The organism is Devosia sp. 919, from assembly GCF_013185965.1.
Taxonomy (GTDB): Bacteria; Pseudomonadota; Alphaproteobacteria; order Rhizobiales; family Devosiaceae; genus Devosia.
The window spans coordinates 1,371,712-1,395,468 of record NZ_JABAOL010000001.1 but is presented as its reverse complement, the minus strand read 5'-3'; the positions used below and the strand labels follow the sequence as shown (position 1 = coordinate 1,395,468).

At 63.8% G+C, this 23,757-nt stretch carries 18 protein-coding genes; 7 read left to right on the top strand and 11 right to left on the bottom strand.

What is annotated here, in order from left to right; all coding sequences use genetic code 11:
• Positions 1 to 37: 37 nt before the first annotated feature.
• The gene (treY, locus tag HRQ64_RS06695) at positions 38 to 2,557 is read left to right on the top strand and encodes a malto-oligosyltrehalose synthase (protein WP_172122696.1); all 2,520 of its coding nucleotides are present in this window, start codon (positions 38 to 40) and stop codon (positions 2,555 to 2,557) included.
• Here treY and HRQ64_RS06690 read toward each other — a convergent pair.
• The 5 genes from HRQ64_RS06690 to HRQ64_RS06670 form a co-directional block, all read right to left on the bottom strand.
• Positions 2,554 to 4,896: an EAL domain-containing protein gene (locus tag HRQ64_RS06690; protein WP_172122695.1), complete on the bottom strand. Its 2,343-nt coding sequence runs from the start codon at positions 4,894 to 4,896 to the stop codon at positions 2,554 to 2,556. The two genes, treY and HRQ64_RS06690, sit on opposite strands and share 4 nt — an antisense overlap.
• A gap of 128 nt (positions 4,897 to 5,024) precedes the next feature.
• Positions 5,025 to 5,501, bottom strand: coding sequence for a glycosyltransferase (locus tag HRQ64_RS06685; RefSeq protein ID WP_172122694.1), 477 nt, complete (start codon positions 5,499 to 5,501; stop codon positions 5,025 to 5,027).
• On the bottom strand, positions 5,498 to 5,959 hold the full coding sequence (locus HRQ64_RS06680) for a glucuronosyltransferase (RefSeq protein WP_172122693.1): 462 nt from the start codon (positions 5,957 to 5,959) through the stop codon (positions 5,498 to 5,500). The genes HRQ64_RS06685 and HRQ64_RS06680 overlap by 4 nt, the downstream gene beginning before the upstream one ends.
• Positions 5,956 to 7,080 carry a glycosyltransferase family 4 protein gene (locus HRQ64_RS06675; RefSeq protein WP_172122692.1) on the bottom strand — a complete coding sequence of 375 codons (1,125 nt, stop codon included), beginning with the start codon at positions 7,078 to 7,080 and terminating at the stop codon, positions 5,956 to 5,958. The genes HRQ64_RS06680 and HRQ64_RS06675 overlap by 4 nt, the downstream gene beginning before the upstream one ends.
• Positions 7,081 to 7,315: 235 nt before the next feature.
• Positions 7,316 to 8,680, bottom strand: a complete 1,365-nt coding sequence (locus tag HRQ64_RS06670; protein WP_172122691.1) for an O-antigen ligase family protein — start codon at positions 8,678 to 8,680, stop codon at positions 7,316 to 7,318.
• Between the two features lie 87 nt (positions 8,681 to 8,767).
• Here HRQ64_RS06670 and HRQ64_RS06665 point away from each other — a divergent pair, with 87 nt between their 5' ends.
• Entirely contained in the window at positions 8,768 to 10,036 is a 1,269-nt protein-coding gene (locus HRQ64_RS06665) for a hypothetical protein (protein WP_172122690.1), read from the top strand.
• A gap of 86 nt (positions 10,037 to 10,122) precedes the next feature.
• The gene (locus HRQ64_RS06660) at positions 10,123 to 11,052 is read left to right on the top strand and encodes a glycosyltransferase family 2 protein (RefSeq protein WP_172122689.1); all 930 of its coding nucleotides are present in this window, start codon (positions 10,123 to 10,125) and stop codon (positions 11,050 to 11,052) included.
• A gap of 23 nt (positions 11,053 to 11,075) precedes the next feature.
• On the opposite strand, the gene HRQ64_RS06655 is transcribed toward HRQ64_RS06660, so the two are convergent.
• Positions 11,076 to 12,806 (bottom strand): hypothetical protein, encoded by a 1,731-nt coding sequence (locus tag HRQ64_RS06655; RefSeq protein WP_172122688.1) that lies wholly within the window; start codon positions 12,804 to 12,806, stop codon positions 11,076 to 11,078.
• Positions 12,806 to 13,069: a hypothetical protein gene (locus HRQ64_RS06650; RefSeq protein WP_172122687.1), complete on the bottom strand. Its 264-nt coding sequence runs from the start codon at positions 13,067 to 13,069 to the stop codon at positions 12,806 to 12,808. Before HRQ64_RS06650 ends, HRQ64_RS06655 begins: the two co-directional genes overlap by 1 nt.
• A 119-nt stretch (positions 13,070 to 13,188) precedes the next feature.
• Between HRQ64_RS06650 and HRQ64_RS06645 the strand changes: the two genes are divergently transcribed.
• The 4 genes from HRQ64_RS06645 (at position 13,189) to HRQ64_RS06630 (ending at position 18,756) form a co-directional block, all read left to right on the top strand.
• Positions 13,189 to 15,096 (top strand): acyltransferase family protein, encoded by a 1,908-nt coding sequence (locus HRQ64_RS06645; RefSeq protein ID WP_172122686.1) that lies wholly within the window; start codon positions 13,189 to 13,191, stop codon positions 15,094 to 15,096.
• A 192-nt stretch (positions 15,097 to 15,288) separates the two neighbouring features.
• On the top strand, positions 15,289 to 16,641 hold the full coding sequence (locus tag HRQ64_RS06640; RefSeq protein WP_172122685.1) for a pitrilysin family protein: 1,353 nt from the start codon (positions 15,289 to 15,291) through the stop codon (positions 16,639 to 16,641).
• Positions 16,638 to 18,011 (top strand): pitrilysin family protein, encoded by a 1,374-nt coding sequence (locus HRQ64_RS06635; RefSeq protein WP_172122684.1) that lies wholly within the window; start codon positions 16,638 to 16,640, stop codon positions 18,009 to 18,011. The genes HRQ64_RS06640 and HRQ64_RS06635 overlap by 4 nt, the downstream gene beginning before the upstream one ends.
• 76 nt (positions 18,012 to 18,087) lie before the next feature.
• Positions 18,088 to 18,756, top strand: coding sequence for a LysE family translocator (locus tag HRQ64_RS06630; RefSeq protein WP_172122683.1), 669 nt, complete (start codon positions 18,088 to 18,090; stop codon positions 18,754 to 18,756).
• 61 nt (positions 18,757 to 18,817) lie between these two features.
• Here the strand turns inward: HRQ64_RS06630 and gdhA are convergent, their stop codons facing one another.
• From gdhA to coxB, 4 genes are all read right to left on the bottom strand, one after another.
• Entirely contained in the window at positions 18,818 to 20,173 is a 1,356-nt protein-coding gene (gdhA, locus tag HRQ64_RS06625; protein WP_172122682.1) for an NADP-specific glutamate dehydrogenase, read from the bottom strand.
• A 109-nt stretch (positions 20,174 to 20,282) separates the two neighbouring features.
• Positions 20,283 to 20,591: a hypothetical protein gene (locus HRQ64_RS06620; protein WP_172122681.1), complete on the bottom strand. Its 309-nt coding sequence runs from the start codon at positions 20,589 to 20,591 to the stop codon at positions 20,283 to 20,285.
• Positions 20,588 to 23,104 (bottom strand): cytochrome c oxidase subunit I, encoded by a 2,517-nt coding sequence (gene ctaD / locus HRQ64_RS06615; protein WP_172122680.1) that lies wholly within the window; start codon positions 23,102 to 23,104, stop codon positions 20,588 to 20,590. The genes HRQ64_RS06620 and ctaD overlap by 4 nt, the downstream gene beginning before the upstream one ends.
• On the bottom strand, positions 23,101 to 23,745 hold the full coding sequence (gene coxB, locus HRQ64_RS20120) for a cytochrome c oxidase subunit II (protein ID WP_349236680.1): 645 nt from the start codon (positions 23,743 to 23,745) through the stop codon (positions 23,101 to 23,103). The genes ctaD and coxB overlap by 4 nt, the downstream gene beginning before the upstream one ends.
• Positions 23,746 to 23,757: the final 12 nt, after the last annotated feature.

The following is a 23,757-nucleotide window of genomic DNA, read 5'->3' as shown; positions in this document are numbered from 1 at the left end:
CGACGCGCGCCCTCCGCGCCGCCAGCAGTTGAGCCCCATGAGCGATAGTTCCACCACTCCTCTTTCCACCTATCGGCTGCAGTTGAACAAGGGCTTCACCTTCGCCCACGCCAAGGCTCTCGTGCCCTATCTCGCCGATCTGGGCGTCAGCCACGCTTATCTCTCCCCTATCCTCAAGGCGCAGCCGGGCAGCACCCACGGCTATGACACGGTCGATCACACGCTGATCAATCCCGAGATCGGCACGATCGAGGAGTTCCGCGACCTCGCCCAGACCCTGCGGGCCGCCGGCCTCGGCATCCTCCTTGATTTCGTGCCCAACCATATGGGCGTGGGTGGCGCCGATAACTGGCTTTGGCTCGATGTGCTCCGCCACGGCCCCGGCAGCCAATATGCCGACTGGTTCGACATCAACTGGGCCCCCGCCAACCCGGCGCTCGAGGGCAAGCTGATGGTCCCGTTCCTCGGCACGTCCTACGCCCAGGCGCTTGAAGCGGGCGAGATCGTGCTCAAGGCTGACAGCGATGGCCTCGCCGTCTGGGCGCACGGCACCCACAAGCTCCCCCTCCGCCCCGAGGACGAAGCGCAGCTCCTCGCCCATTACGGCGCCCCCGAAGCTGCCATCGCCGCCCTCAACGGCGAGCCGGGCCATTTCGGCAGCTGGGCCGCCCTCGATAGCCTCATTGCCACCCAGCACTGGCGGCTCGTCCATTATCTCGCCGCCGCCGACGACATCAACTATCGCCGCTTTTTCATCAATTCCGACCTCGGCGCCATCCGCATCGACCGGCCCGACGTGTTCGACCACGCCCACGCCCTGATCTTTGGCCTCGTCGCGGAAGGCCACGTCGACGGCCTGCGGATCGACCATGTCGATGGCCTGCTTGATCCCAAGGGCTATCTCGAAGACCTGCGCGCCGCATCCCCGCGCCCCATCTATCTGCTGATCGAAAAGATCCTCGCCCCGCACGAGGATCTGCGCGCCGATTGGCCCGTCGAGGGCACGACGGGCTACGAGTTCGGTGCCCTCCTTACCCGCGTCCTCACCAATCCCGCCGCCGAAGCACCGCTTTCCGCCACCTACGAGCGCTTCGAGGGCGATGTCGTCGACCCCGTCACCGAAGCCTATGAGTGCAAGCTGCGCGTCATGGACAATGAGCTCGCCGCCGAGCTCTTCAGCCTCGCCCACCGCGTATTCCTTGTCGCCCAGTCCGTGCCGCAAACCCGGGACCTGACGCAGAACGCCATCCGCAAGGGCCTGCGCGAGATCATCGCCTGGCTGCAGGTTTATCGCACATATATCGATGGCCCCCAGGCCGACGAGCGCGATATCCGCGAGATCAACTATGCCGTTGCCAAGGCGCGCCGGTCGCAGCCCTTTTTCGATCCCTCGCTTTTTGACTTTCTCGGCCAGTTCCTCACCGCCGGGCTGCCGCATCAGTATGATCCCTCCGAGACCCTGGGCGCGCTCGGCAAGTTCCAGCAATATACCGGCCCGGTGATAGCCAAGGGCCTCGAAGACACGGCGCTTTATCGCTTCAACCGGCTGGTGTCGCTCAACGAAGTGGGCGCGCATCCGCAAAATTTCTCAGTCGGCATCGATGCCTTCCACGATGCCAATCGGCGCCGGCTCGCCCATCACCCCGCCACCATGCTGACCACCTCGACCCACGACACCAAGCGTGGCGAGGACACCCGTGCCAATATCGGCGCCATCGCCGATCACTCCGAAATCTGGGATGCCGCCGTGTTCGGCTGGCGCGACCAGCTCGCGAACAGCACCGAGCCGGCCATCGACAACAACGACATCTACCTCTTCCTGCAACTGCTGCTGGGCGGCTGGCCCCCCGCCGATAGCAGCGAGTCCCCCTCGCTCGCTACCCTCACCGAGCGCCTGCAGGCCGCCATGCTCAAATCGGTGCGCGAAGCGCGGCTCCACAGCGATTGGAGCGTCAACAACCCAGCCTATGAGCAAGCCATTCAGGACTTTGTCGCGGCAGCGCTGCGCAACGAGGCGTTCCTTGCGAGCTTCCGGCAGGTGCAGCAGCAGCTCGCCGATATCGGCCGGCGCAAAAGCCTGATCCAGGCGGCGCTCAAGCTTTCCGTCCCCGGCGTGCCCGATATCTATCGCGGCGCCGAAGATTGGGAGCAAAGCTTTGTGGACCCCGACAACCGGCGCGATCTCAACTTTGCGGGATTGCGCGAGCGGCTGACGCGGGTTGCCGCTGGCCCGGGCGCCGCGGGCGACGACAAGATCGTGCTGACAAGGGCGCTCCTGCAGTTGCGCAAGGCCCATCCCGAGCTCCTGCTCCGGGGCAACTATGAGCCCCTCGCCACCGGCAGCGAGCAGGTGCTCGGCTTTGCCCGCAGCCATGGGAGCGAGCGCCTTGTCGTGATTGCCGATCTGTCGCCGGGCCATGGCGGCCAGGCTGCAGCAGGGGTGGCCCTGCCGCCCGGTCAATACCGCGACGCCATGACCGGCCAACCCGTAGCTGGCACGGCCGGGGCCGCCGGCTCGCTGGCGAAGCACGGCTTTGCCGTGCTGATCGGCGCCTAGGCGCTGGCGGCCTGCGGCAAAGGCAGGTTTGTTTCCACCAATGCGCGCATGGTCGGCCCGTCAACGGGCCGGCCGAAATAATAGCCCTGCCCGATAGAGCAACCCATTGCCGCAAGCGCGCTGGCCGCGGCTTCGTCCTCGATGCCTTCGGCTACGGTGGTTTTGCCCAGGCTGCGGCCCAGCCCGATAATGCTGGCAACGATCACGTCGCCCGCCGCCCCATCGCCCATGGCGCGCACAAAGCTCTGGTCGATCTTGAGTTTGTCGAAAGGCAGGTCCTTGAGATAGCTCAGCGAACTATAGCCCGTGCCGAAGTCATCCAGCGCCACATCGACCCCGATCCCCTTGAGCGCGGCAAAGGTGCGGATGATCCCGCCGATCCCCGCAACAAGACTGCTTTCCGTGATCTCGATATCAAGCCGTTTCGGCGGCAGGCCCGAAAGGACCAGCGCGCCTGCCACCATCGCCGGCACATCCGACAATTGCAGCTGCACCGGCGAGACATTGACCGACATCCGCCCTTCCCAGGGCCAGGCCATCGCCTGGCTGCACGCTTCCTCGAGGATCCAGCGCCCGAGATCGACGATAAGACCGGTTTCTTCGGCAAGGGGAATGAACTGGGCCGGGGAAATCATCCCCAGTTGCGGATGGCGCCAACGCAGCAGCGCCTCAGCCCCTACAATGGTGCGGGTGCGCAGGCCGATCTGGGGCTGGAACACCACTTCGAGCTGCCCGTCTTCAACGGCATGGCGCAGATCGAGATCGAGCTGGCGCCGCTCCTCGAGCTGCTGCTGGTCGGTCGGGCTATAGCCCACAAAGGGGGCGCGCTCCGCATCGGCTTGCAGCAGCGCCGTTTCGGCTTGGTTCAGCAGGTCGTCCACGCTGAGCGGGCCAGCCGAATAACCGCATCTGACCTCGACATGGATGCGGTGACCGATCGTGTCATAGATCCCGCCGAGCCGGGCCGAAAGGCTGCGGCAGGCCTCGTCCATCACCGCCATGTCTGGGCGCTCCAGCCGGTAGGCCCAGGCAAAACTATCGTCCGCCACATAGCCGACCAGCCCCGGCACTTGGCCGGACAGGCGCTCCCCGATGGCGTGCAGCAGGCTGTCGGTCACTTCGTGCCCAAGCGAAGCGCGCAACAGGTTGAGGCGCTGCACCCGCACCAGGATCACGGCCTTGGGCGCAAAGCCCCATGGCGCGGCCGCCTCGATCAGCCCGGCGCGCGAGAGTGCCCCGGTGGTCTGGTCATGGCGCGCCAGATGGCTCAGCCGGCGCAGGGCGGCGATGCGACCCCGATATTGGATAAAGGCCTCGTCCACGACAGCCAGCACCAGCAACACCACGATGCCGCCATGGAAAAAGCCGGTATCAAAACTCACCGCCATGGTGCGGTAGGTCACGAGCGCCGCCACTTCCCAAACGGCACCGAGCCCGGCCGCAAGGAGCCCGATCTGCCACAACCGCAACCGCGAGCGCAGAAACAGCAGGGCCAGCGCCATCAGGACGAGCGCAATAGCAGAGGGGCCAAGCCGCAAATCGGTGATGATGCGCCCCGATTTGAGTGTCTCGACGGCAACGGCCTGCAACACCGGCCCCGCGACAATGCCGAAACGGGGAATGGAAAACAGGTCGCGCAGTTCAATGGCGCTCGCGCCGATGATCACCTGCTTGCCCTGCAGCAGTGTCGGATCGGCCCGTCCCGCCAGCACATCGGCAAAGGGGATGCGTGGAATGGTGCGCGCATCGATGCTGAAATCGATGTTGACGCTGCGCGGCAGGGCTTGCCCACTCGGAACCAGTTCCACCGGCAGCGCCCGTACCTCACCCTGATCCGTTTCGACGCGCGACAGAAATGACTTGGCCTGCCCCGATGAATCGAGAAATACGTTGACCAGCACTGGGCTTGCTTGCTCCAGCAAGGGCCCCATGGGCATGGACAGGGCGAGTTCCCCCTCTGCCCCACTCAACTGCTGGAACGCCGCAAGATAGGCGTAGCCACCAGCGCGCTCGAGTGCTTGGGCCAGTTGCTGATCCTCGGCCGGCGTGCTGGCGCTGCTGAAATCAATATCGAAGGCCACCTCGGCGGCTCCGACCTCGACCAGCCGATCCAGCGCCTGGGCGTAAAGGCTGCGCGGCCAGGGCCAAACGCCGATCTCGGCCAGGCTTTCGCTGTCGATATCGACCACCACCGTGCTGCCGCTGGCCGGCATGGCGTTGAGCGCCAGCCTTACATCGCGCAAGCCGGCATCGATGGAGCGCAAGCCGCCGCCGGCTGCCAGCGCATAAAGCAGCACCAGGCAGGCCAAAGTGACCCCAAATCGAACCGCTGCGCCCATCAGGGGTCTCCAAGCCGTCCCCAACCATGCCACAGGGTCGCTGATAGCAGGTTAACCGGCGCCGCCCCGGCTTGGCTTAGGGCTAGGCAAAGCGGGGGAGCGGTCCTGCGCCACAAAGGTGCAGCGGGCTAACTCCATCGGCGCAATTGCTGGCGCAGCCCCTCAATCAAGCCTTGCCGGTTGTCTGCGTCGTCCTCGTTGCCCGAGGGCAGCAATGGCTGGCCAAGCAAGTCGGCCAGTTCCGCTGTTTGGCGCGCAACATAGATGCCGGGCCGCCCTTCAAGTTCGGAGCAGGTTGCCAGCTGGTGGTCGTTGCGATGTTCACCCAGCCCGGCGCGCCGGGGCACGAGGATGATCGGCTTGCGCCAGCGCTGTGCCATCAGCACCGTGCCTATCCCGGCATGGGCCACGATCGTGCTCGCGGCAGCAAAGCGGCGGGCGAACTCGTCGGACGCAAGCAAAGGGGCCCATTCCATGTTGCTGGGCAAGTGTGCCGCGCGGCCGACTTGCCCGAACACGGGTACGCCAAGGCTCGGCGCCAGCTCGTCCACGGCCGCGACCAGCCGGTCAAAGGGTAGCTGGGTTCCAACTGTCACGAGGATCACAGCATTCGCCCCAGGAACTTGGTGCGGCCCTCGTCTGCCAGGTGCTCCCATTGGCTGCAATGGAGCTGCACAAAGCGCCGCGCCAGCCAGCCGCTCATGCTCAGACGCTCGGCATTGGCGACACTGTCCACCCACACAGTGGGCACGCCCAGCAGTCGCCCCGCCAGCAGCACCAGGAGGCCTGGCCCCGCTCCGGTGCTGACAATCACCGCTGGCCGCAGCCCCCGCACCAGCAGCAGCGCTTCCCAAAGGGCGGGTAAGGCGAGCCAAGGCTGGGTGCGGTTGACCTCGCGCAGCCTCAGGCTGGTTCCGCCATCGGCCGGCCGGCTCTCGGCCACTGTGCTGGCATAAACCACGTCGAAATCGGCAAACGCCTCTCCAAGCAACAGCAATTGCTGCCAATGGCCTCCGCTCGACGATACGGCCAGCAGCCTTTTGCGGGAGCCGGGCTCGCTCATCTGGTCGCGCCTTCCCAGGCCACGGACGAATGCGCCTGTTGGCCGAGTAAAGGCTGCAACAACTCACGGTAATCCGCCACCATCTGCGCTTCGCTGCGCACCCGTGACGCTAACTGCGCCCGCAGCTGCTGGTGTCGCGCGGGATCGCGCAACAGTTCGGCAATGGCGCGCGCCACATCATCGGCGTCCTGCGGGTCGCAGGTAACACCCGCCAGTTCGCCGATCGGGGTCTTGATCACCTCTCGTTGCACCGCAATGTCACTGACGACAATCGGCGTTCCGGCACGCACCGCATCCAGCAGTGCGAGGCTCTGCCCTTCAAAGAAACTGATCTGCACAAAGGCGTCGCAGGCAAAGGTCAGGTCGACCACGTCGTGATGATCCAGATGCCCCAGCAGATGCACCCGCTCGGCCACACCCAACTGTTGCGCAAGCTGGCGCACCTCCTCGCGCAGGGGGCCATCACCGGCCAGCGCCAGAGCTATGCCCTCAAGTCGCGCCACTGCCTTGACGGCCGTCAGCACATTCTTCTGCCGCGCCAACCGCCCCGCCATGAGCACGACCGACCTATCCGCCGGCAGGCCGAACCGGGCAAAACACTGCGCCCGGCCCATCGCGGGCGGCACCTCTGCCACGCCGTTGGCGATCACCCGCAGCGGCGCGCGACAAGCCTTGGAATGCCCGGCAAAACTATCCGCCACCGCCTGGGACACACAGACGATCTGCCGGTATCCACCCAGCCCCCCGACCATCCGGTCCAGCCAGCGCACGATGCGCCCGTTGTCCCGATACGGGCTGTGGTGGGTCACGATCACCGGCGTGCCGGTGAGCAGGCTTACGAGCCCCGCCGCGACCCCCGCCAGCGGCATCACCGTCACCACCGCAGCGGGGCGCTCGCGCAGCACCAGCCGCAGCAATCGGAACACCGCCCCCGCATAATCCAGCGGCGACATCTGCCGCTTGCACACGAGCACCTGCTCATAAGCTCCCGGCTGCGAGATGAACGCCTGGTAGAGCGCCGCGCTGCGGCAAGTCTGCCCCCCGGCCTCGAGCCCTGCCCGCAACGATCCAATGAAATTTGTGATCCCGCCCTGCGTGTCATGCCCGCTCAGCAGCAACAAGCCTTTTTCAGCACCACCACGACGGACAGCAGTTACGTGGGAGCACGCTCCAGTAGAATTTTTTGAATCCGGCGACCAGCATCTAGATGCTTGTGCAGCGGCACCTGCAATTAACCTGCGATAACTCGAACCAGAACCGCCGGACACACCCAACAACTTATATCCTGCTTGAACTCATCAGCACCGCAGAGTGAGCTTAGCACGAGATTTCAACCAGTGAATAAGAATTACTGGATTAATACTGATGCTGTAGCGGCTGCTCTCGCGGGGCCATCGCACCCGCTGCGACCCCGGCCGGGAAGCCGTTCAGAACCCGTTCATCAACATGGCGGAAACCCGGCAAAGCGGCTGTTTGGCGCTCCCATCGCAGCTGGCACACCAGCGCCACCGCCACAAGGAACAACACCCAGCCGGGATGATCGCGGTTCAGCAAACTCGATTCCGTCAGGTTGTGCCCCAGGGTAAAAACCAGCACCCCCACCACTAACCCCCCGTCCCGCCTCGCAATTCCGCTGGCCCCCAGGATGCGCGAGAGCGGCGCGATGGCAAAGGCCAGCACCGCCAGGGCCAGTCCGGGCCACCCCAGCTGCACCAGAACATCGAGATAACCATTGTGACCCGAGAATATCCCGGCCACCCACCCCTCCACCAACTCCCCCACCGGCCCCCTCGCCCCAACCCCCCAGAACGACCCGAACCCCGCCCCCACCCAAGGATGATCCCCGGCATAGCGCAGCAGCAGCGACCAGACCTGGGTCCGCCCGGTAAGGCCTTCAGGTTGTGCCAAATATCGGTTGAGGGCGGTAAGAATTTCAGCCCAAAACGGTAGAGAAAACACCAGGATAGAACCGGCAGCAGGCAGGATCCAGACCCGTTGCCGGCGTCCCAGGGTCATGTAAACCAGGGCGCTAAGAAGGGCGGCGGGCAGCAGTGCCATTGCGGTTTTGGACTGCGTGCGCCACAAAAAGTATGCTGCGCCCGCGAGGAGCAGCCAGCGCAGGCAGACATTTACCGGGCGCCGATCCAGCAGCAGCACCAGAACCGTCAGTGCACAAACGGGACCGGCAAAATTCTTGTGCATCGTCGCGCCGCGCCAACTGCCGGCCAAGGCAAGATCGCCAGTTTCGCCCGCGTGGTGGACCCCGGCGGGGCTCAGCAGGACGGCCGCGTAGTTGACGGCAAGCACCCCCACCAGCGCCCACCACAGGGCGGCAAAGGAGCGGCGCGCTCCAGCGCAATGCACTGCGGCAAAGACCAGCACGGCAAGCACCGTGGTGATGCCCACCCGCCGCAGGGCAATGCCCGGCTCGATCGCCCACAGCAGGCTGAGCCAGCACCATCCGAACACGAGAAAAAAGCTCCACGGCACAATCGAGAACCAGGTTGAGCGGCGCGTCACCATCATGGTCGCCGCGAAAAGGGCGAGATAGCTACCCTGCCGGATAAGATCGCCTTCCGCGCCCGTCGCATCCCCGCCGCGGGGGAGGGGCTGAAGCCCTATGCAGACCAGCAGCAGCACCGTAAAAAGACACAACGCCGCGTAAAAACTGGTGCGGCCAGCCGGGCACGCAGCGGCAGCGCTAAAGGGTTGAACTGTCAAAGGCCGTAGGTACATGGGCCAAGGCGCTCGGGTTGATCGGGATGGAGTGTGCCATCGCGCGGAGTGTGCAGCAAATTGAATCGTGCCTTGCTTCCACCCCAGACCCGCCAGAATAGCACTCCGTCCCGCGCCCGCTCCTATGGCCTGGCCGCGATGGGCTCGATCGCCTCGGCGGGGGCGCAATTCCTCTTGTCCCTGCAACTGCTTCACGCGGTTGAACCGGCGCAGTTCGGCGGCTTTGCGTTTTTACTGGTGTGCTCACAGCTTAGCCTTGGGATTGCAGTGGCACTGCTTTGTGCGCCCTACCCTGTAGTCTTGCTGCGCCAGGGAGGCGCCACGACCACAGTGGTGGCCTCGATGTTTACCGTTAATCTGGTGCTGGCGATTGCGACTGGGCTGGCGGTGGGCGTCATTGCCGTGTCGCTCGCCTTGGGGACCCTCGAAGCGGCTCTGTTTGCCGCCTTTGGCGCGATCAACGTCCTTCGCTGGTTCGGTCGCGCCCATGCCTATGAGCAGCAGCAAAGTCGGGTGGTGCTTTCGGACATGGCCTATGGGCTGGCCTTGGGCGGCGGGATAGTCCTGATCCAGTTGCTGGATGCAGCAAGCCTGCTTGCCGCCGGTTGGGCCCTCGTGGGCAGCGCCACCATTGGCCTGCTCGCCTTGGCACCCGATTTCCTGCGCAGCCAATTCGCCCAGCTCTCGCTTCGCGCAATGCCTGCTTATCGACAGATCTGGCAGGCCCATTCGCGCTGGTCGCTGCTCGGGGTTGTCACCACTGAGGGCACCGCCAATGCCCACGCCTATATCGTGACGCTTGTGGCAGGGTCGAGCGGCTTTGCACCCCTCGCGGCGAGCGCCCTGCTGATCCGCCCCATGGCCTTGGCGATGAATGCTCTGAGTGATCTGGAGCGACCGCAACTCGCGCGTATCCTGGCTCAAGGCGGCAAGCCTTGGGCGGTGCGCGGCGCCTTGGGTTTCTTCAGGCGGGCATTGCTGCTGATCTGGGTCGTCTGCCTCTGCGCGGGGTTGAGCATTCTTCTTTGGCAGCCTCGCCTCTTGTTTCCACCCGAGTATGGCTTGCCTGTCATCTGGGCGGGAGCCTTGCAATGGCTGGCCATTGCCCTGCTGCGCAGCCTGCGAATGCCCGACAGTGTGTTGCTGCAGGCAGCGGGGCAGTTCCGCCCCCTCGCTGCCGCCAGCGTGGTTTCCTGCGCCATTTCCATTGCAGTGGTCGCCGTCTTTGTGGCTCAGGGTGAACTGGTCTTCAGTCTCGTCGGCATTGCACTGGGGGAAGCGGTGTTCGCCATGGGCATCTGGATGCGGGCACAAGGGCTGCTGCGCCAGCTTCCCGGTTAAGGCTGAAACCACAAGCCTGTTGCCGCGGGGGCAAGCGGCTGGCTAGGCTCAGCGCCAGCGCATCCTTTTGCCAAAATGGAGACAACATGCCGACCGTCAGCGTGGTTGTTCCAACCTTTGGGCGCAGCGAACTGGTGCTGCGGGCCGTTCGGAGCGTCTTGGCTCAAACCATGGCTGATCTGGAACTGCTGGTCCTGATCGACGGGGAGGACGGGGCGACGCTTGCCGCTCTGGAGTCGATAAAGGAGCCGCGGCTGCGCGTTTTCTCCAACCCCGCACAGGTGGGCGCGGCCCGAACCCGGGATCGTGGCGCAGCCCTGAGCACCGGAGACTGGCTGGCCTTTCTCGATGACGACGACGAATGGCTGCCCCAGAAGCTCGAAAAACAACTGGCACTTGCCGCAAATCGTCCGGCAGTGGTGATGACCATGTCCCGGGTCGTCACCCCGCACTCCAGCGTTCTGCTGCCTGAGCGCCCTTATCATGGCGCAGTGCCTTTTGACGAATGGCTGTTTGATCGGCACACCTGGCTGGGACGCGGGGCGGGGTTCCTCCAAACCTCCTCGCTCCTGGTGCCGCGGGCGGTGTTCGAGCATATTGGCTTTGCAGCGCGCCAGCACGAAGAATGGGAACTGGTGCTGCGCGCGACCAAGCAGTTGAACTACCCGTTGCTGACTGTTCCCCAGCCTCTGGTGGTGCATTACCGCGATGAGCCACGCCCTTCGCTCTCGGGCCAATATCGCTGGCAACAGTCCGTGACATGGGCGCAGAGCTTGGGATCGCTGCTGACAAGGCGCGCCCATAGCGGCTTCCTGCTCGGTTACCTTTCCCGCGACGCTCAGGGCAAAGGGGCGTACCGGGCCGCCCTGCCGCTCCTTGCCGCCGCGTTCCGCCATGGCAGTCCGACCCTGCGACAGTTGTTTGCCTACGCTTCGATCTGGAGTGTTCCCCGTGGCTGGCGCCGCCAGATTCGTAGCTGTCTTGACAAAGGGGTGGCAGCTCGGCTGCGGCAATGATCGGCTTGCCGCAGCCTTGTGGTTCAATAAAGGGCGATCGTGCCTCCACCGCTGACGAGCGTTTGGAAGGCTGCGATCGCGCCCATATTGCGCAATCGGAGTCCGGCTCCCTTGTGCGCCTGCAGATCGGCGGTGTTGCCCAGGCTTTGGCAGCCATCCAGCCACATCTGCGCGGTTTCATTGCTGTTCGGCTCCAGCCCGGCGGTAAAGGCCGCGCTCTGCACCCCGCTTTGGCGGCAACTCTCTCCAACACAGCCCAAATTCCAGGAACGGGCATTGTGGATGTCATGGAAGGCGCGGTTCTGCGTGGACAGCGCATGGCTGTTGATGCGCAGGCCGGTGCAGTTGACATGGGCCGAACTGGCATTGCGGGAGGTGTCGAACTGGCTGTTGTTGCCGCACCAGCGGAAGCGGCAATCGAGTTCATGAAAGCGCGCGCCACCCAAACCACCGGTGCCGGTCATGGCTGTGCTTGAAACGCTTTGGCTTTGATCGAGGAGGTAGGTGCCAACGCCACCCGTGCCGCTGCCTTTCCCGATGATCCGGGTACCGGCTGCGACTCCCGCACCCGCGATCACCATGCCGATATCGAGCACCCCTGCGGCTGACCCTGCCATGGCGGAAACTGTTAGGCTGGCGCCGATGATCGCGCCAGTGAATGCCGCGTCGGGGTTGTAGGTGCCGAAGCCGGGCTGATCATAAGCCACCCCATCATTGAGGCAGTAGGCGGCCCGGCAGCGATGCAGGATCACATTGGTGGCGTCATAGGCAAGAAAGCCCATATTGGCGCTGTAAAGTGCGTCGCACTGGTCGAGGACCACACTGGCGCGGCGGTTGCCGCTCCAATCTGGATAGAGATAAAAACCGCCGCCGCCCCAAGCATCGAGACGCGTTGCCCAAAGCGTTGCCAGAGTTCCATGGATGCCCCCGTAATAGATGTTCCAGTCCGCAGGGTTAGCTACGCTGTCATTGGTGCCACGGCCCACGATCATGTTGGCGTCCGGGGCCCGGCCGTCCCGCAGGCGCACATAGAGCTTTTTCCCCGTGGCATCGAGCCAGCAGGCGCCTTCGCCCTCGGCCGCATTCATGGCCTCAAGCCCCGCTACAACCGCCGCTTCATTGGCATAGGCGCCGCTAGGGGGCGGCGCATTGTGGGCGCAAAGCGGATTGCCCCACGCGTCGGCATAAGTCCGATCCCAAACGCAGGAGGTGACGCGTTCGCTGGTGAAAACGGACGCGTAAACGGTGCTGGAGCCGGCAACGGGCAGGAATGGCGGCATCACCTGATCATGGACTGAACGGATCCGGCCCATCATGGATGGCGATCCGAACCCATCGCAGGGTTCAATGATAAGATTGCGCTGGCAGGATTGGCCCGCCCAGATATCGGGAATGCCACTGACGTCCTGTTCGGAAAAGCGATACTCCCCGGCCTGGACCAACAGACGGACGCGCGTCGAAGCGCCGGGACTGCCCAGGCCTGCGGCGCGCACCAGGCCCTGCTTGATGGAGCGAACGCGGCTGGACCAGCTTAGGCCGTCAGCGGTGTTGTCACCGCCCTTGCCGACATAAACGGTATGCGTGGGCGCAGGCTTGCGGGCCTGGGCATCAAAATCGTGAGTATAGGCGCCGAATTGGTCCCGAAAGACCGCGATATCGGGCGTGAAGGACAGGCCCGCTGGTGGCGGAACGGGAACCGGCAACGCAGCACCCGTGCGCTGGTGAATGGCTGCACTGAGGGATATGCCAAGCATCACACGAGCCCCAGGATCTGACTGGCGGTGGTGCCGCTCGCCTTCACCTGAACCACCCGGACGGGCAGCACACTCCCGCCGGACAGATTAACGAAGACGACCTGTGCGCCCGATAACAGCGTCACGCTGAGCGCTCCACCGGCGCCGATATAGATGGCGCGGGTAGCCTCGATCAGCGGCTCGCTGTCGTTGGGAGTGATGGTGAAGGCATGGCTGGCAGGGCTGTCGAGGCCCTTGGCATGGTGTTCGAAGCGGTCGGTCATGTGCATCCTCCAGGAAAGCCGAGAGGAGCGTTATCCACCCGCGTAAACCACCCGGGGATAAGTTCAGCCCGCCTAAGGCGCCGATGATGGACAAGGCCCTGGGCTTATGGACTAGTACAATGGAGCTCAATCCAGCCCATTCCGGTGCGGCCATCCAGTACAAACCCCATATCGACGGACTGCGGGCCCTCGCCATTGTCCCGGTGGTGTTGGGCCATTCCGGCGTGACTGCACTGGGCGGCGGCTTTGTTGGCGTCGACGTATTTTTCGTGATCTCGGGCTATCTGATCACCTCGATTATTGCGGCCGATCTCGAACGCGGCCAGTTTTCTTTTCTGGAGTTTTACCGCCGCCGCTTTCTGCGCATCGGGCCGCTGCTCCTTTTTGTTATCCTGGCGGTGCTGGTCGCCGCGCAACTCGTCTTGTTTCCCTTCGAGTTGCGGGCGCTTGGGGAAACAGCGGTTGCCGCAGCGCTGTTCGTGTCCAACATCTATTTCTATCTCACCACTGACTATTTCGACGCGCCGGCCCGCAGCGTGCCGCTTCTCCACACCTGGTCCCTGGCGGTGGAAGAACAGTTCTACCTCGCCTTTCCGGCGCTGCTATGGGCGCTGCATCGCTGGGCGCGGCGATATCTCGCCGCCATCCTGGTGGCGTTGATGTTTAGCTCCTTTGTGCTGAGCCTGTTTGGTGCCGAACAGGCGCGTTTCTTCACCTTCTACCTGCTGCCTACCCGAGCCTGGGAACTTGGCGCCGGCGCGCTGCTGGCGCTCAAACCCGCGCGATCGATCCCGTCACGTTTCTGGCGTGAAGCGGCTGGCTGGGTTGGGCTCGCTCTTGTGGTCGCGCCCGTGTTGTACCTGAGGGAAACCAGTGTGTTCCCGGGTCTCAACGCCTTGCCCCCGGTGCTCGGCGCTGTCCTCTTGATTGCCTGGAGCGAGGGCACCGCGGTTGGAGCGATGCTCAAGTGGCGGCCACTGGTTTACCTCGGGCTCATCTCCTATGGGCTGTATCTCTGGCATTGGCCGGTGATCGTGTTCGATCGGGCCGTCACCGGGCCCGACATGAACGCCCTCGATCTGGTGCGGGTGGTTGCGATGTCGCTGGCGCTAGCGGCGCTGTCACGTCCCTTGATCGAAATGCCGGCGCGCCGGGGACTGCAGCACATGCCGCCATCTCGCGTGCTGGCGAGCGGGGTTGCGGCACTGCTGGTCATTGCGGGCGCGGGCTTCACCCTGACACGGATGGACTTTGGGGCTCGCGACTATTCCGGCGAAGTCCTGGCACTCGCAGATTATGCCCGCTATCCGCAGACGGCAGAGTATCGAGCGCACTTCCAGGCGGGGCATTGTTTTCTCGACGACCGCGACTTGCCTGGCACGGTGCTGGATAGCGAAGCATGCCTACGGCTTGATCCAACGCGGCCCAATATCCTGCTGCTGGGCGATAGCCATGCCGCCCATCTGTCCGGCGGGCTGCGCGCTGCCTACCCGCACTACAATTTCCTGCAGGCCACCGCGGCAGGCTGCCGACCGCTTGAAGGGGCTTGGCAGGATAAGCGTTGCGCTGATCTGACCGAGTTCGTGCTCAAGCGGTTTCTGCCAAATGCCCGCCTGGACGGCCTCATCATCGCTGGCCGGTGGCGCGAAGGGGACGTCGACGGCATTGTTGCCCTCGCCAACTCTGCCGGCCAGCACAGCCCGGCCGTGATGATCGTCGGGCCCAGCGCCGAATATGGCGGTGCGGTGCCCAATATTCTGGCGCGGGCACAGGTCTGGGGCGGGGCTGCCGGCGTGTTGTCGCGCGCGATGCTGCCGGAGCCCGTGTCAGTCGACCATGCCCTTGCGGCAAGATTGGTGAAGACCGGAATCGCTTACCGCTCACCGCTCAGCATTATTTGCCCGGACGGGAACTGCCGCGAAACTGCTCCGGACGGCATCCCCATGCAGTTCGACTACGCGCACTTGACCCTGGCAGGCGCCAAAGTCGTGGCTGCCGGCCTGCTGGATAACTGGCTCGAGAACTAGGTCACGTCCTCCCGGATTCTTGTTTCCCGTCACCGCCACAGCAGGGAATTTACCGGCAACCAAACCGCCCACCAAGCTGTTGCATCTGTTCGACGCCCCCGGTCCGGCTCCTGCGCTGCAGTGTGAATGTGCGCGGCAGGCAAGCGTACCCCTCACCTCCAAACCCCGCCTTTATCCAAGGGAACCAGCAATATGCATCGATCCGCATTGGGGCTGTTCACAAGCCTAATGCTTGCGGCACCGGCTTTGGCGCAGGAAGAGATTCCGCCGCCGGTGATCAGCGAGTTCACCCTCGACAATGGCATGCAGTTGGTGGTGATGCCTGACACAAGGGCGCCGATCGTGACCCATACCGTCTGGTACCGCGTGGGCGCTGCTGATGAGCCCCCTGGACAATCGGGCGTCGCCCATTTCCTTGAGCACCTGATGTTCCGCGGCACCGAGACTTATCCCGCCGGTGCGCTCGACCGCCTGGTGAGTGAGCTGGGCGGCAACATGAACGCCTTCACCAGTTGGGACGTAACCGCCTATTTCGAGACCATTCCCCCCGATGCACTGGGAGAAATCATGGCGATCGAAGCGGACCGCATGCGCAATGTGGCGCTGCCGCCCGAGATAATCGATGCGGAGCGAGCGGTCGTAATGGAGGAGCGCCGGCAGGTCATCGAGTCCAACCCCGATGGGATCCTCGCGGAAGAACTGGCTGCAACCCAGTTCCAGAACCACCCTTACGGCTCGCCGGTGATCGGCTGGGCCCATGAGATCGAAGAGCTCAGCCGTGACGACGCGCTCAGCTTCTACAACCAGTACTATGCGCCCAACAACGCGCTGGTGGTGGTGGCTGGCGATGTTGAACCGGAAGCCGTGCGCGCCCTCGCCGAGCAGACCTATGGCGCAGTTCCACGCGGCCCCGATCTGCCTGAGCGCGTCCGCCCCCAGGAGCCGCCGCAGGACACGAGCCGCACCGTCACCCTGACCGACCCGCGGGTGGCGCTGCCCAGTTTCACGCGCGGCTGGGTCGTGCCCAGCTATCGCACCGGCGCGGCGGGCGAAGCCGAGGCCCTTGATGTTCTAGCTGGGCTGTTGAGCGACGGCACGAGGAGCATCCTTTACCAAAAGCTTGTGGTGGAGCTGGGCATCGCTGCCCAGGCCAATGCCAGCTATGATGGCGCCGCTTTTGACATGGGCACTTTCACGCTCTCGGGCGCGCCACGGCCGGACGCAACACTTGAAGAATTGATTGCGGCGATCTCCGCCGAGATCGAGGACATCATCACCAATGGCGTCAGTCAGGAGGACGTGGACCGCGTGGCTGACCGTTTTGCGCGCGATACCGTATTCCAGCGCGACGACCCCACACATTTGGCGATGAGCTACGGGCTGTGGCTCGCCAATGGGGGCACGATCGAGGGCCTCAACACCTGGCCAGATCGGATCCGCGCCGTGACCCCGCAAGCCGTGCAGGACGTCGCTGCTCGCTATCTTGGCGCCGACAATGCCGTCACCGGCTATCTGCTGCCCCCTGCCGAGGAACCCGCACCATGATCGTTTCACCTCGACCTCAGCGCCGCGCCTTGACCCTCCTGCTGGCGCCATTGGCGCTGCTTGCCTGGATCCTGCCAGCCAATGCACAGACCGAGTTCGTGCCCATCACCTCGCCGGGTGGCATCTCGGCCTGGATGGTGGAAGACCACACCATTCCGATCATCACCCTTGGCTTTGCCTTCAAAGGTGCCGGTGCCACGCAGGATCCGGACGACCAGCTCGGCCGGGCCAATTTGATGTCGACCCTGCTCGACGAAGGCGCGGGCGATCTCGATAGCGAGGCCTTCCAGACGCAGTTGGACGAGGTGGGCCTCGAAATCCAGTTCTCGGCCGACCAGGATAACTTCTCGGGTGCTGCGCGAATGCTGTCAGAAGCGCGAGAAGACGGAACCGAGCTTCTTGCGCTGGCGGTTAACGAGCCTCGCTTCGACCAACCCGCCGTGGACCGCATGCGCGCCCAGATCATGGCCGGGCTCGTCGCCCAGTCGCAGGACCCTGGCTATGCCGCCAGGCTGATGTGGAATGAAGCCTTGTTTGGCGATCATCCCTATAGCCGCCCGGTGGAGGGGACGGTTGAAACCCTTCCCGTGATCACGATCGAAAACCTGCGAGCCTTCCACAATGCCGTTTTTGCGCGCGAGAACCTCAAGATCGGGATTGTAGGGGCCATCACTCCCCAAGAAGCTGGCGAGATGATCGACGTGGTGTTCGGTGGCTTGCCTCAGGCACCCGAGCTCATACCGATCCCCGACGCGCAACTCAGTTTTGGGCAGGAGTTGGCGGTCAGCTATCCCCTGCCACAAACCACGATCAACATGGCCTTTCCCGGCATTGCCCAGGAGGATCCGGAGTTCTTCCCCGCCTATGTGATGACCGAACTGCTCGCCGGAGGGAACCTGCTGTCGCTCCTTAATGTGGAAGTGCGCGAGAAACGCGGGCTCAGCTATGGCGTTTCGGGGAACATGGTCGATCTTGCCCATGCTCACGCGATTACCATCGGAACCTCGACCAGCTCCGATCAGGCGGATGAAACCATCGAGGTGATCAAGACGACCTTGGCGGCTTTGGCGGAAAATGGCCCGGACCCCGTCGAACTCGAACGTATCCAACGCTATTTGATCGGCGCCTACCCCATCAACCAACTCCGCTCGTCGGTATCTATTGCCCGGGCCATGGTGGGTCAGCAGTTGCGCGACCTGCCGGTCGACTACATCACGGAGCGCGCCGGGCTGATCGAAGCGGTTACAGCGGCGGATGTGCAGGCCATGGCCCAGCAGATCTTTGCCACTGAACCCAGCCTCATGCTGCTGGGTCCAGAAGCTGACGTGGACGACCTTGCCGCGACGACCCCCGAACCCGCCAGCCCCTGAGCCGACCAGCCAAGCGGCGAAGGGTTTGCCGAAGTGGGAATTTGTGCGAGATATCCGTCATCTAGGGCCACGGGCGATGATGAAGACCGCCCTGGCCGATGACTTTTCCTGCTGGCTTTCCCCGGGCGTGATCATGGATCTTTGGACCCTTCTCACCTTTACCCTCGCCTATGGCATCGCGGTGCTGGTGCCTGGACCTGGTGTTGCCGCAGTCGTGGCCCGGGCGCTGGGTGGGGGCTTTAGCGGAGCTTTCCCGATGGTGCTGGGAATTCTCGCCGGCGACATGGTGTATTTCATTTTTGCGGTGTTCGGCCTTGCCGCTATCGCCACCTATCTCGGGCCAGTTTTCACCTTGGTGCGCTGGGCCGGCGCGGCTTATCTGCTTTACATCGCTTTCAAATTTTGGACGGCCGCACCGGGCGCCGAACAAATGAAGCCGCGCAGCGAAACTTCATTTAAGACCTTTCTCGCCGGCTTCTCGCTAACCATGGGCAACCCCAAGACCATTGTGTTCTATCTGGCAATCCTGCCCACCGTTATCCCGCTGGATCAGATGAACCCGCTGGCTTTCGCCGAGTTGACGGCCATCGTTGTCGTGGTGCTGATGATCGTGGGCTGCGGCTATGCGCTGCTGGCCTCGGCGGCGCGCGATCTTTTCAAGAGTGAGCCGGCGCTGCGCCGCCTCAACAAAACAGCCGGGGTGATAATGGCCTCCGCCGCCGGCCTCGTCCTCTGGCAGCACTGATCCGGCAGCGTCAGGCTGGGTGAGGCGCCGGTGGCGCCCCCTTTGCTGAAGGCCCTCAGCCTTAAACCACGCCAAGCGCCCGCATGGCTTCGGCCACGCGCACGAAACCGGCGATATTGGCGCCCAGCACATAATCGCCCGGCGAGCCGAACTCTTCGGCGGTGCTGGCGCAATTGTCGTGAATGGCGCGCATGATCTCGGCCAGCCGAGCCTCGGTCTGCTCAAAACTCCAGCTGTCGCGCGAGGCATTCTGCTGCATTTCGAGCGCCGAGGTGGCGACGCCTCCGGCATTCGCTGCCTTGCCCGGGGCAAACATCACATTGGCCCGCCGGAAGACGCCGATCGCCTCAGGCGTGGTGGGCATGTTTGCCCCCTCACCCACGGCGATCACACCATTGCTTACGAGAGCCCGTGCGTCCTTGCCGGTCAATTCGTTCTGGGTGGCCGAAGGCATGGCAACATCGCAGGGCACATCCCAAATCGAGCCCTTCTCGGCCCCCACGAAATAAGCCCCGCTCTGCGAACCCTTAAGCTGAAGGTAATCGGAGATGCGGCCACGGCGCACTTCCTTGACCTGCTTGAGCAGTTCGAGATCGATCCCCTGCTCGTCAACGACATAGCCGGAGCTGTCCGACATGGCGACGACCTTGCCGCCAAAGGACTGCACCTTTTCGACGCTATAGATGGCGACATTGCCGGAGCCGGAAATCACCACCCGCTTGCCGTCAAAGCTCTGCCCCTTGGTGGCGAGCATGGACTGGATGAAATAGGTGTTGCCGTAGCCAGTCGCTTCCGTGCGGGCGCGAGAGCCGCCGTAGAACAGCGCCTTGCCGGTCAGCACGCCTGCCTCATAGCGGTTGGTCAGCCGCTTGTATTGCCCGAACATATAGCCGATCTCGCGGCCGCCAACGCCGATATCGCCGGCCGGCACGTCGGTATATTCGCCCAGATGCCGATAAAGCTCGGTCATGAACGACTGGCAGAAGCGCATGATCTCGCCATCCGAGCGCCCGCGCGGGTTGAAATCGGAGCCGCCCTTGCCGCCACCGATCGGCATCCCGGTCAGCGCGTTCTTGAAGGTCTGCTCGAAGCCGAGGAACTTGATGATCCCGACATTGACCGAGGGATGAAAGCGCAGCCCGCCCTTATAGGGCCCGAGCGCCGAGTTGAACTGCACCCGGAAGCCGCGATTGATCTGGACCTGCCCCTTGTCGTCCACCCACGGCACGCGGAAGATGATCTGCCGCTCGGGCTCGCAGATGCGCTCGATGAGCGCGTGCTCGAGATAATCGGGATGCTTGGCAATGACGGGCCCGAGGCTTTCCAGCACTTCGCGAACGGCTTGGTGGAACTCGGGCTCTCCTGCATTGCGCAGCAGCACTTGATCAAGCACAGGTTGCAGCTTCTCGACGATCATTGGAGACCCCTCACAGTCAAAACAAAGCTGGGCAATGCTCTAGCCCAGCCCGGCATGCTGTTGAACACAAAACAAGCAGCCTGCCTGTTATTTTTGCGCAGGCTTTAACTCAAATGCAGGTGGAGGCGAAAGTGACGGGCAGGAACACCAATATTGCCGCCCCGAGCGCGGCCCGATTAGCCCAAAGCGCGGCCGTTGCTAGACTAGACGCTTCCGGCCCGGTGCGGCGGGGCCGCCAAGCCAGCCAGGCCAGCGGCACCAGCACGGCAACAAAGGCTGATATCAGCCACAAGCGGTGCTGGCTCCAGCCATAGGCGCAGCCCAGCGCCTGAAGCCCATAGAGCAGCACAAAGCCAAGCGACCAGACGACAAAGCCGGAAACAAGGTGGACCAGGGCGAGGCGGTTGGAAGCGCTCATGCGGCACCTGCAAGCAGGAGGGCAAGCCCGACCCCGGGCACCACGGCAAGGCCCGCATAAAGGTTCCAGAGAAGCGCCAGGTTGGGATCGGTCTGCCGACGCGCGGAGACAAAGCCCTGCACATGCCGCCAGATCGCGTGTCCGGCAATGAGCGCGGCGATGCCACAATGGAGTGCGCAATAGCCCAGCGTGGCAAATACCACGGCCGAACGGGCATGAAGGGTTGCGTCCCCCACCCCAACCATGAGGGCAAGGAGGGCCGCCGCGGCCAGAAGTTGCAGTGCAACGGCGCCGCCCTGCAGTGGGACCGGACTGCGGCCCGCCTGGTTACGGCGTTGCGCGGCAAAGGCCAGTCCTGCCGCCAAAAGGGCGCTCGCACCCGCCAGCCCAAGCAGCAAGGGCGATAGCGCGAGTGGTGGAACCGCCTCCCAATTCTGCGCCACCACCAGAAGAAACAGGCCGCCAAACAGCAAGGAGGCAAACAGGGTCCCATTGGTCACAAGGCCGGTGGCATTGGCGAGCACGGTGACATTGGCTGCCACTTCGCTGTCGAACGGCGCGGCCTCGTTCATGCCGATCTCGACCGGGCCGTGATCGCGCTTCTTCCCCAGGCTCATCGGCCAGACAAGGAACAGCCCGACCACCAGCAGCGCGCTGATCGGCGCCAGCCAATATTGCCCGAACAGAAGCGCGAGGAAAAAGCTACCGGTCGCCAGCGCCGTCCAGAGCGGCAGGAAGGATCGGTGCGGCAGCACCATCACATGCTCGGCCGCGCCAGTGACGATATCGACGCCCAGCGTCTCCATATGGTCATTGCGCACGAAACCGAGATAGCCATGGCCACCGGCCAGCTTTGGCGCGATCGCTGCCGGTTCGAGCAGGTCCGCGCGCCGGTCGATCTGCGGGAGCGAGGCAAAGTTATAGCTTGGCGGTGGCGTCGGCGTCGCCCATTCCAGCGTTTGTGCCGACCACGGGTCACGCCGGAACCGCTTGCCGAAGCGGAACTGCAGCACGAGGTCGGCCAGCACCAGCATGAAGCCACTGGTGAGGATAAAGCCCCCGATCGAGGACAGCAGGTTCAGCCAATCCCAGCCCCAGTTGGAGGGATAGGTCGAGATGCGCCGCGGCATGCCCATCAGTCCCGTCAGGTGCATCAGGAAAAAGGTGAGATTGAAGCCGATCAGGATCAGCCAGAAGGCGGGCACCGAAAGCCCATAGAGGCTCTTCCGCCCGGTCAAATGGGGCAGCCAGTGGTACAGCGCGGCCAGCATGGGGAACACAAAGCCGCCCACGAGCACATAGTGGAGATGCGCCACCACAAAATAGCTGTCATGGGCCTGGGTGTTGAACGGCACCATGGCCAGCATGACCCCCGTCAGCCCGCCGATCACGAAGACGAAGAAGAACCCGCCCACATAAAGCATGGGCACGTCCCAGCGCGGTTTGCCCGAGGCCAGCGTGCCGATCCAGGCAAAAATCTGGATCGCCGTTGGCACCGCGACCAGCGCGCTTGCGGCCGAAAAGAAGGCTAGCGCCAGATGGGGAATGCCCACCGTATACATGTGATGCACCCACAGCCCGAAGCTCAGGAACGCCATGGCCACAATGCCGGCGATGATGGCGCGGTAGCCCAGGATTGGGCGCTGCGCAAAGACCGGGATGATGGTCGAAAGCGCCCCGGCAGCGGGCAGGAAGATGATGTAGACTTCGGGATGGCCGAAGAGCCAGAACAGGTGCTGCCAGAGCAGCGGATCGCCCCCGCGGGTGGGATCAAAGAACGGCAGGTCGAAGGCGCGTTCGAGTTCGAGCAGGATCGAGCCCAGGATCAGCGGGGGAAAGCCGATGATCATCATCCCCGACGTCACCAGCATATACCAGCCAAAGAGCGGCATCCGCGCCAGCGACATGCCGGGCGCGCGCATCTTGAGGATGGAAACGAACATCTCGATGGCAGCGGTGACCGCCGATATTTCGACAAAGGTGATGCCAAGCAGCCAGACATCGGCATTGATCCCGGGCGTATAGGGGCGCGAGGAGAGCGGGGTATACATGAACCAGCCGCTATCGGGCGCCACACCCAGCAACATGGCGATGATCAGGATCGAGCCGCCAAACAGGTAGCACCAGAAGCCATAGGCGGTAAGGCGCGGAAACGCCATGTCCCGCGCCCCCAGCATCTTGGGCAGCATGTAAAGCGCAAAGCCCTCGAACATGGGAATGGCGAACAGGAACATCATCACCGTGCCATGCATGGTGAAAATCTGATTGTAGATTTCCGGGCCCACAAAGGCGCTGTTGGGCGTCGCCAACTGAGCGCGGATCAGCATGGACAAGAGGCCGCCAATGGCGAAGAAGGTCAGCGCCACGACCATGAACCGCTTGCCCAACACAGTGTGGTTGACGCTGGACAGGCGCCCCCAACCAGGTGGCGTGCCCCAGATGCGCTCCAGGGCCTTATGGAGGGCGATGGGCGAGAGCTGATGCCGATGGTTCTGCTGCTGATGATGGTTCATGGCGCGCGCCCTTCCAGCAGGGCGGCAAATGCCTCTGGCTCATGCGCTTCCACCCGGAAGCGCATGCCGTCATGGCCCTCGCCACAATATTCGGCGCATTGTCCCCAATAGACACCGGGCTCATCGGCCTGGAGGCGGATGACATTGACCTTACCGGGAATGGCGTCGATTTTGCCCCCAAGCCGCGGCACCCAGAGCGAATGGATAACATCCAGGGAGGTCACGGCGATGTCGACCGGCTCTCCAGCGGGGATATGCAGGATCTCGCTGGGCGCAAGGGCGCTCTCGGGATGGGTGAAGTACCAGCTCCATTGCTGCGCCCGTCCCTCGACCCGCACCGGGGCCTCGCCCTTGGGCAGCAATTGCTCGCCGAGCACCAGCGCGGTGCCAGTCAGCACGATCAGGATGGGAATTGGCAGCAGGAGGCCGCCGCCCACGATCCATTGCGCCGGCGTGACCCGCGTGATCCAGGTTGGACGCCGATAAGCCAGCGCGAACAGGGCCATGACGAGCCCGAACAGCACCGCCGCGCCGATCAGCATCACCCACCACAGTGTGGCAAGATTGGCAGCGCGCGGCCCCGCCGGATCCAGCGCCGACAAATCGCCGCTGCAACCCGCCAGCAATGCTGGCGTTGCCACCAGTAACAGCCT

Bases quoted from the DNA above. Each gene is read 5' to 3' on its own strand.
- HRQ64_RS06640 (WP_172122685.1), top strand. From the start codon at position 15,289: ATGCATCGATCCGCATTGGGGCTGTTCACAAGCCTAATGCTTGCGGCA.
- HRQ64_RS06660 (WP_172122689.1), top strand. From the start codon at position 10,123: ATGCCGACCGTCAGCGTGGTTGTTCCAACCTTTGGGCGCAGCGAACTG.
- HRQ64_RS06650 (WP_172122687.1), bottom strand. From the start codon at position 13,069: ATGACCGACCGCTTCGAACACCATGCCAAGGGCCTCGACAGCCCTGCC.
- HRQ64_RS06690 (WP_172122695.1), bottom strand. From the start codon at position 4,896: ATGGGCGCAGCGGTTCGATTTGGGGTCACTTTGGCCTGCCTGGTGCTG.
- HRQ64_RS06635 (WP_172122684.1), top strand. From the start codon at position 16,638: ATGATCGTTTCACCTCGACCTCAGCGCCGCGCCTTGACCCTCCTGCTG.
- HRQ64_RS06630 (WP_172122683.1), top strand. From the start codon at position 18,088: ATGATGAAGACCGCCCTGGCCGATGACTTTTCCTGCTGGCTTTCCCCG.
- HRQ64_RS06655 (WP_172122688.1), bottom strand. From the start codon at position 12,806: ATGCTTGGCATATCCCTCAGTGCAGCCATTCACCAGCGCACGGGTGCT.
- treY (WP_172122696.1), top strand. From the start codon at position 38: ATGAGCGATAGTTCCACCACTCCTCTTTCCACCTATCGGCTGCAGTTG.
- HRQ64_RS06680 (WP_172122693.1), bottom strand. From the start codon at position 5,959: ATGAGCGAGCCCGGCTCCCGCAAAAGGCTGCTGGCCGTATCGTCGAGC.
- HRQ64_RS06645 (WP_172122686.1), top strand. From the start codon at position 13,189: ATGGAGCTCAATCCAGCCCATTCCGGTGCGGCCATCCAGTACAAACCC.
- HRQ64_RS06620 (WP_172122681.1), bottom strand. From the start codon at position 20,591: ATGAGCGCTTCCAACCGCCTCGCCCTGGTCCACCTTGTTTCCGGCTTT.
- gdhA (WP_172122682.1), bottom strand. From the start codon at position 20,173: ATGATCGTCGAGAAGCTGCAACCTGTGCTTGATCAAGTGCTGCTGCGC.
- ctaD (WP_172122680.1), bottom strand. From the start codon at position 23,104: ATGAACCATCATCAGCAGCAGAACCATCGGCATCAGCTCTCGCCCATC.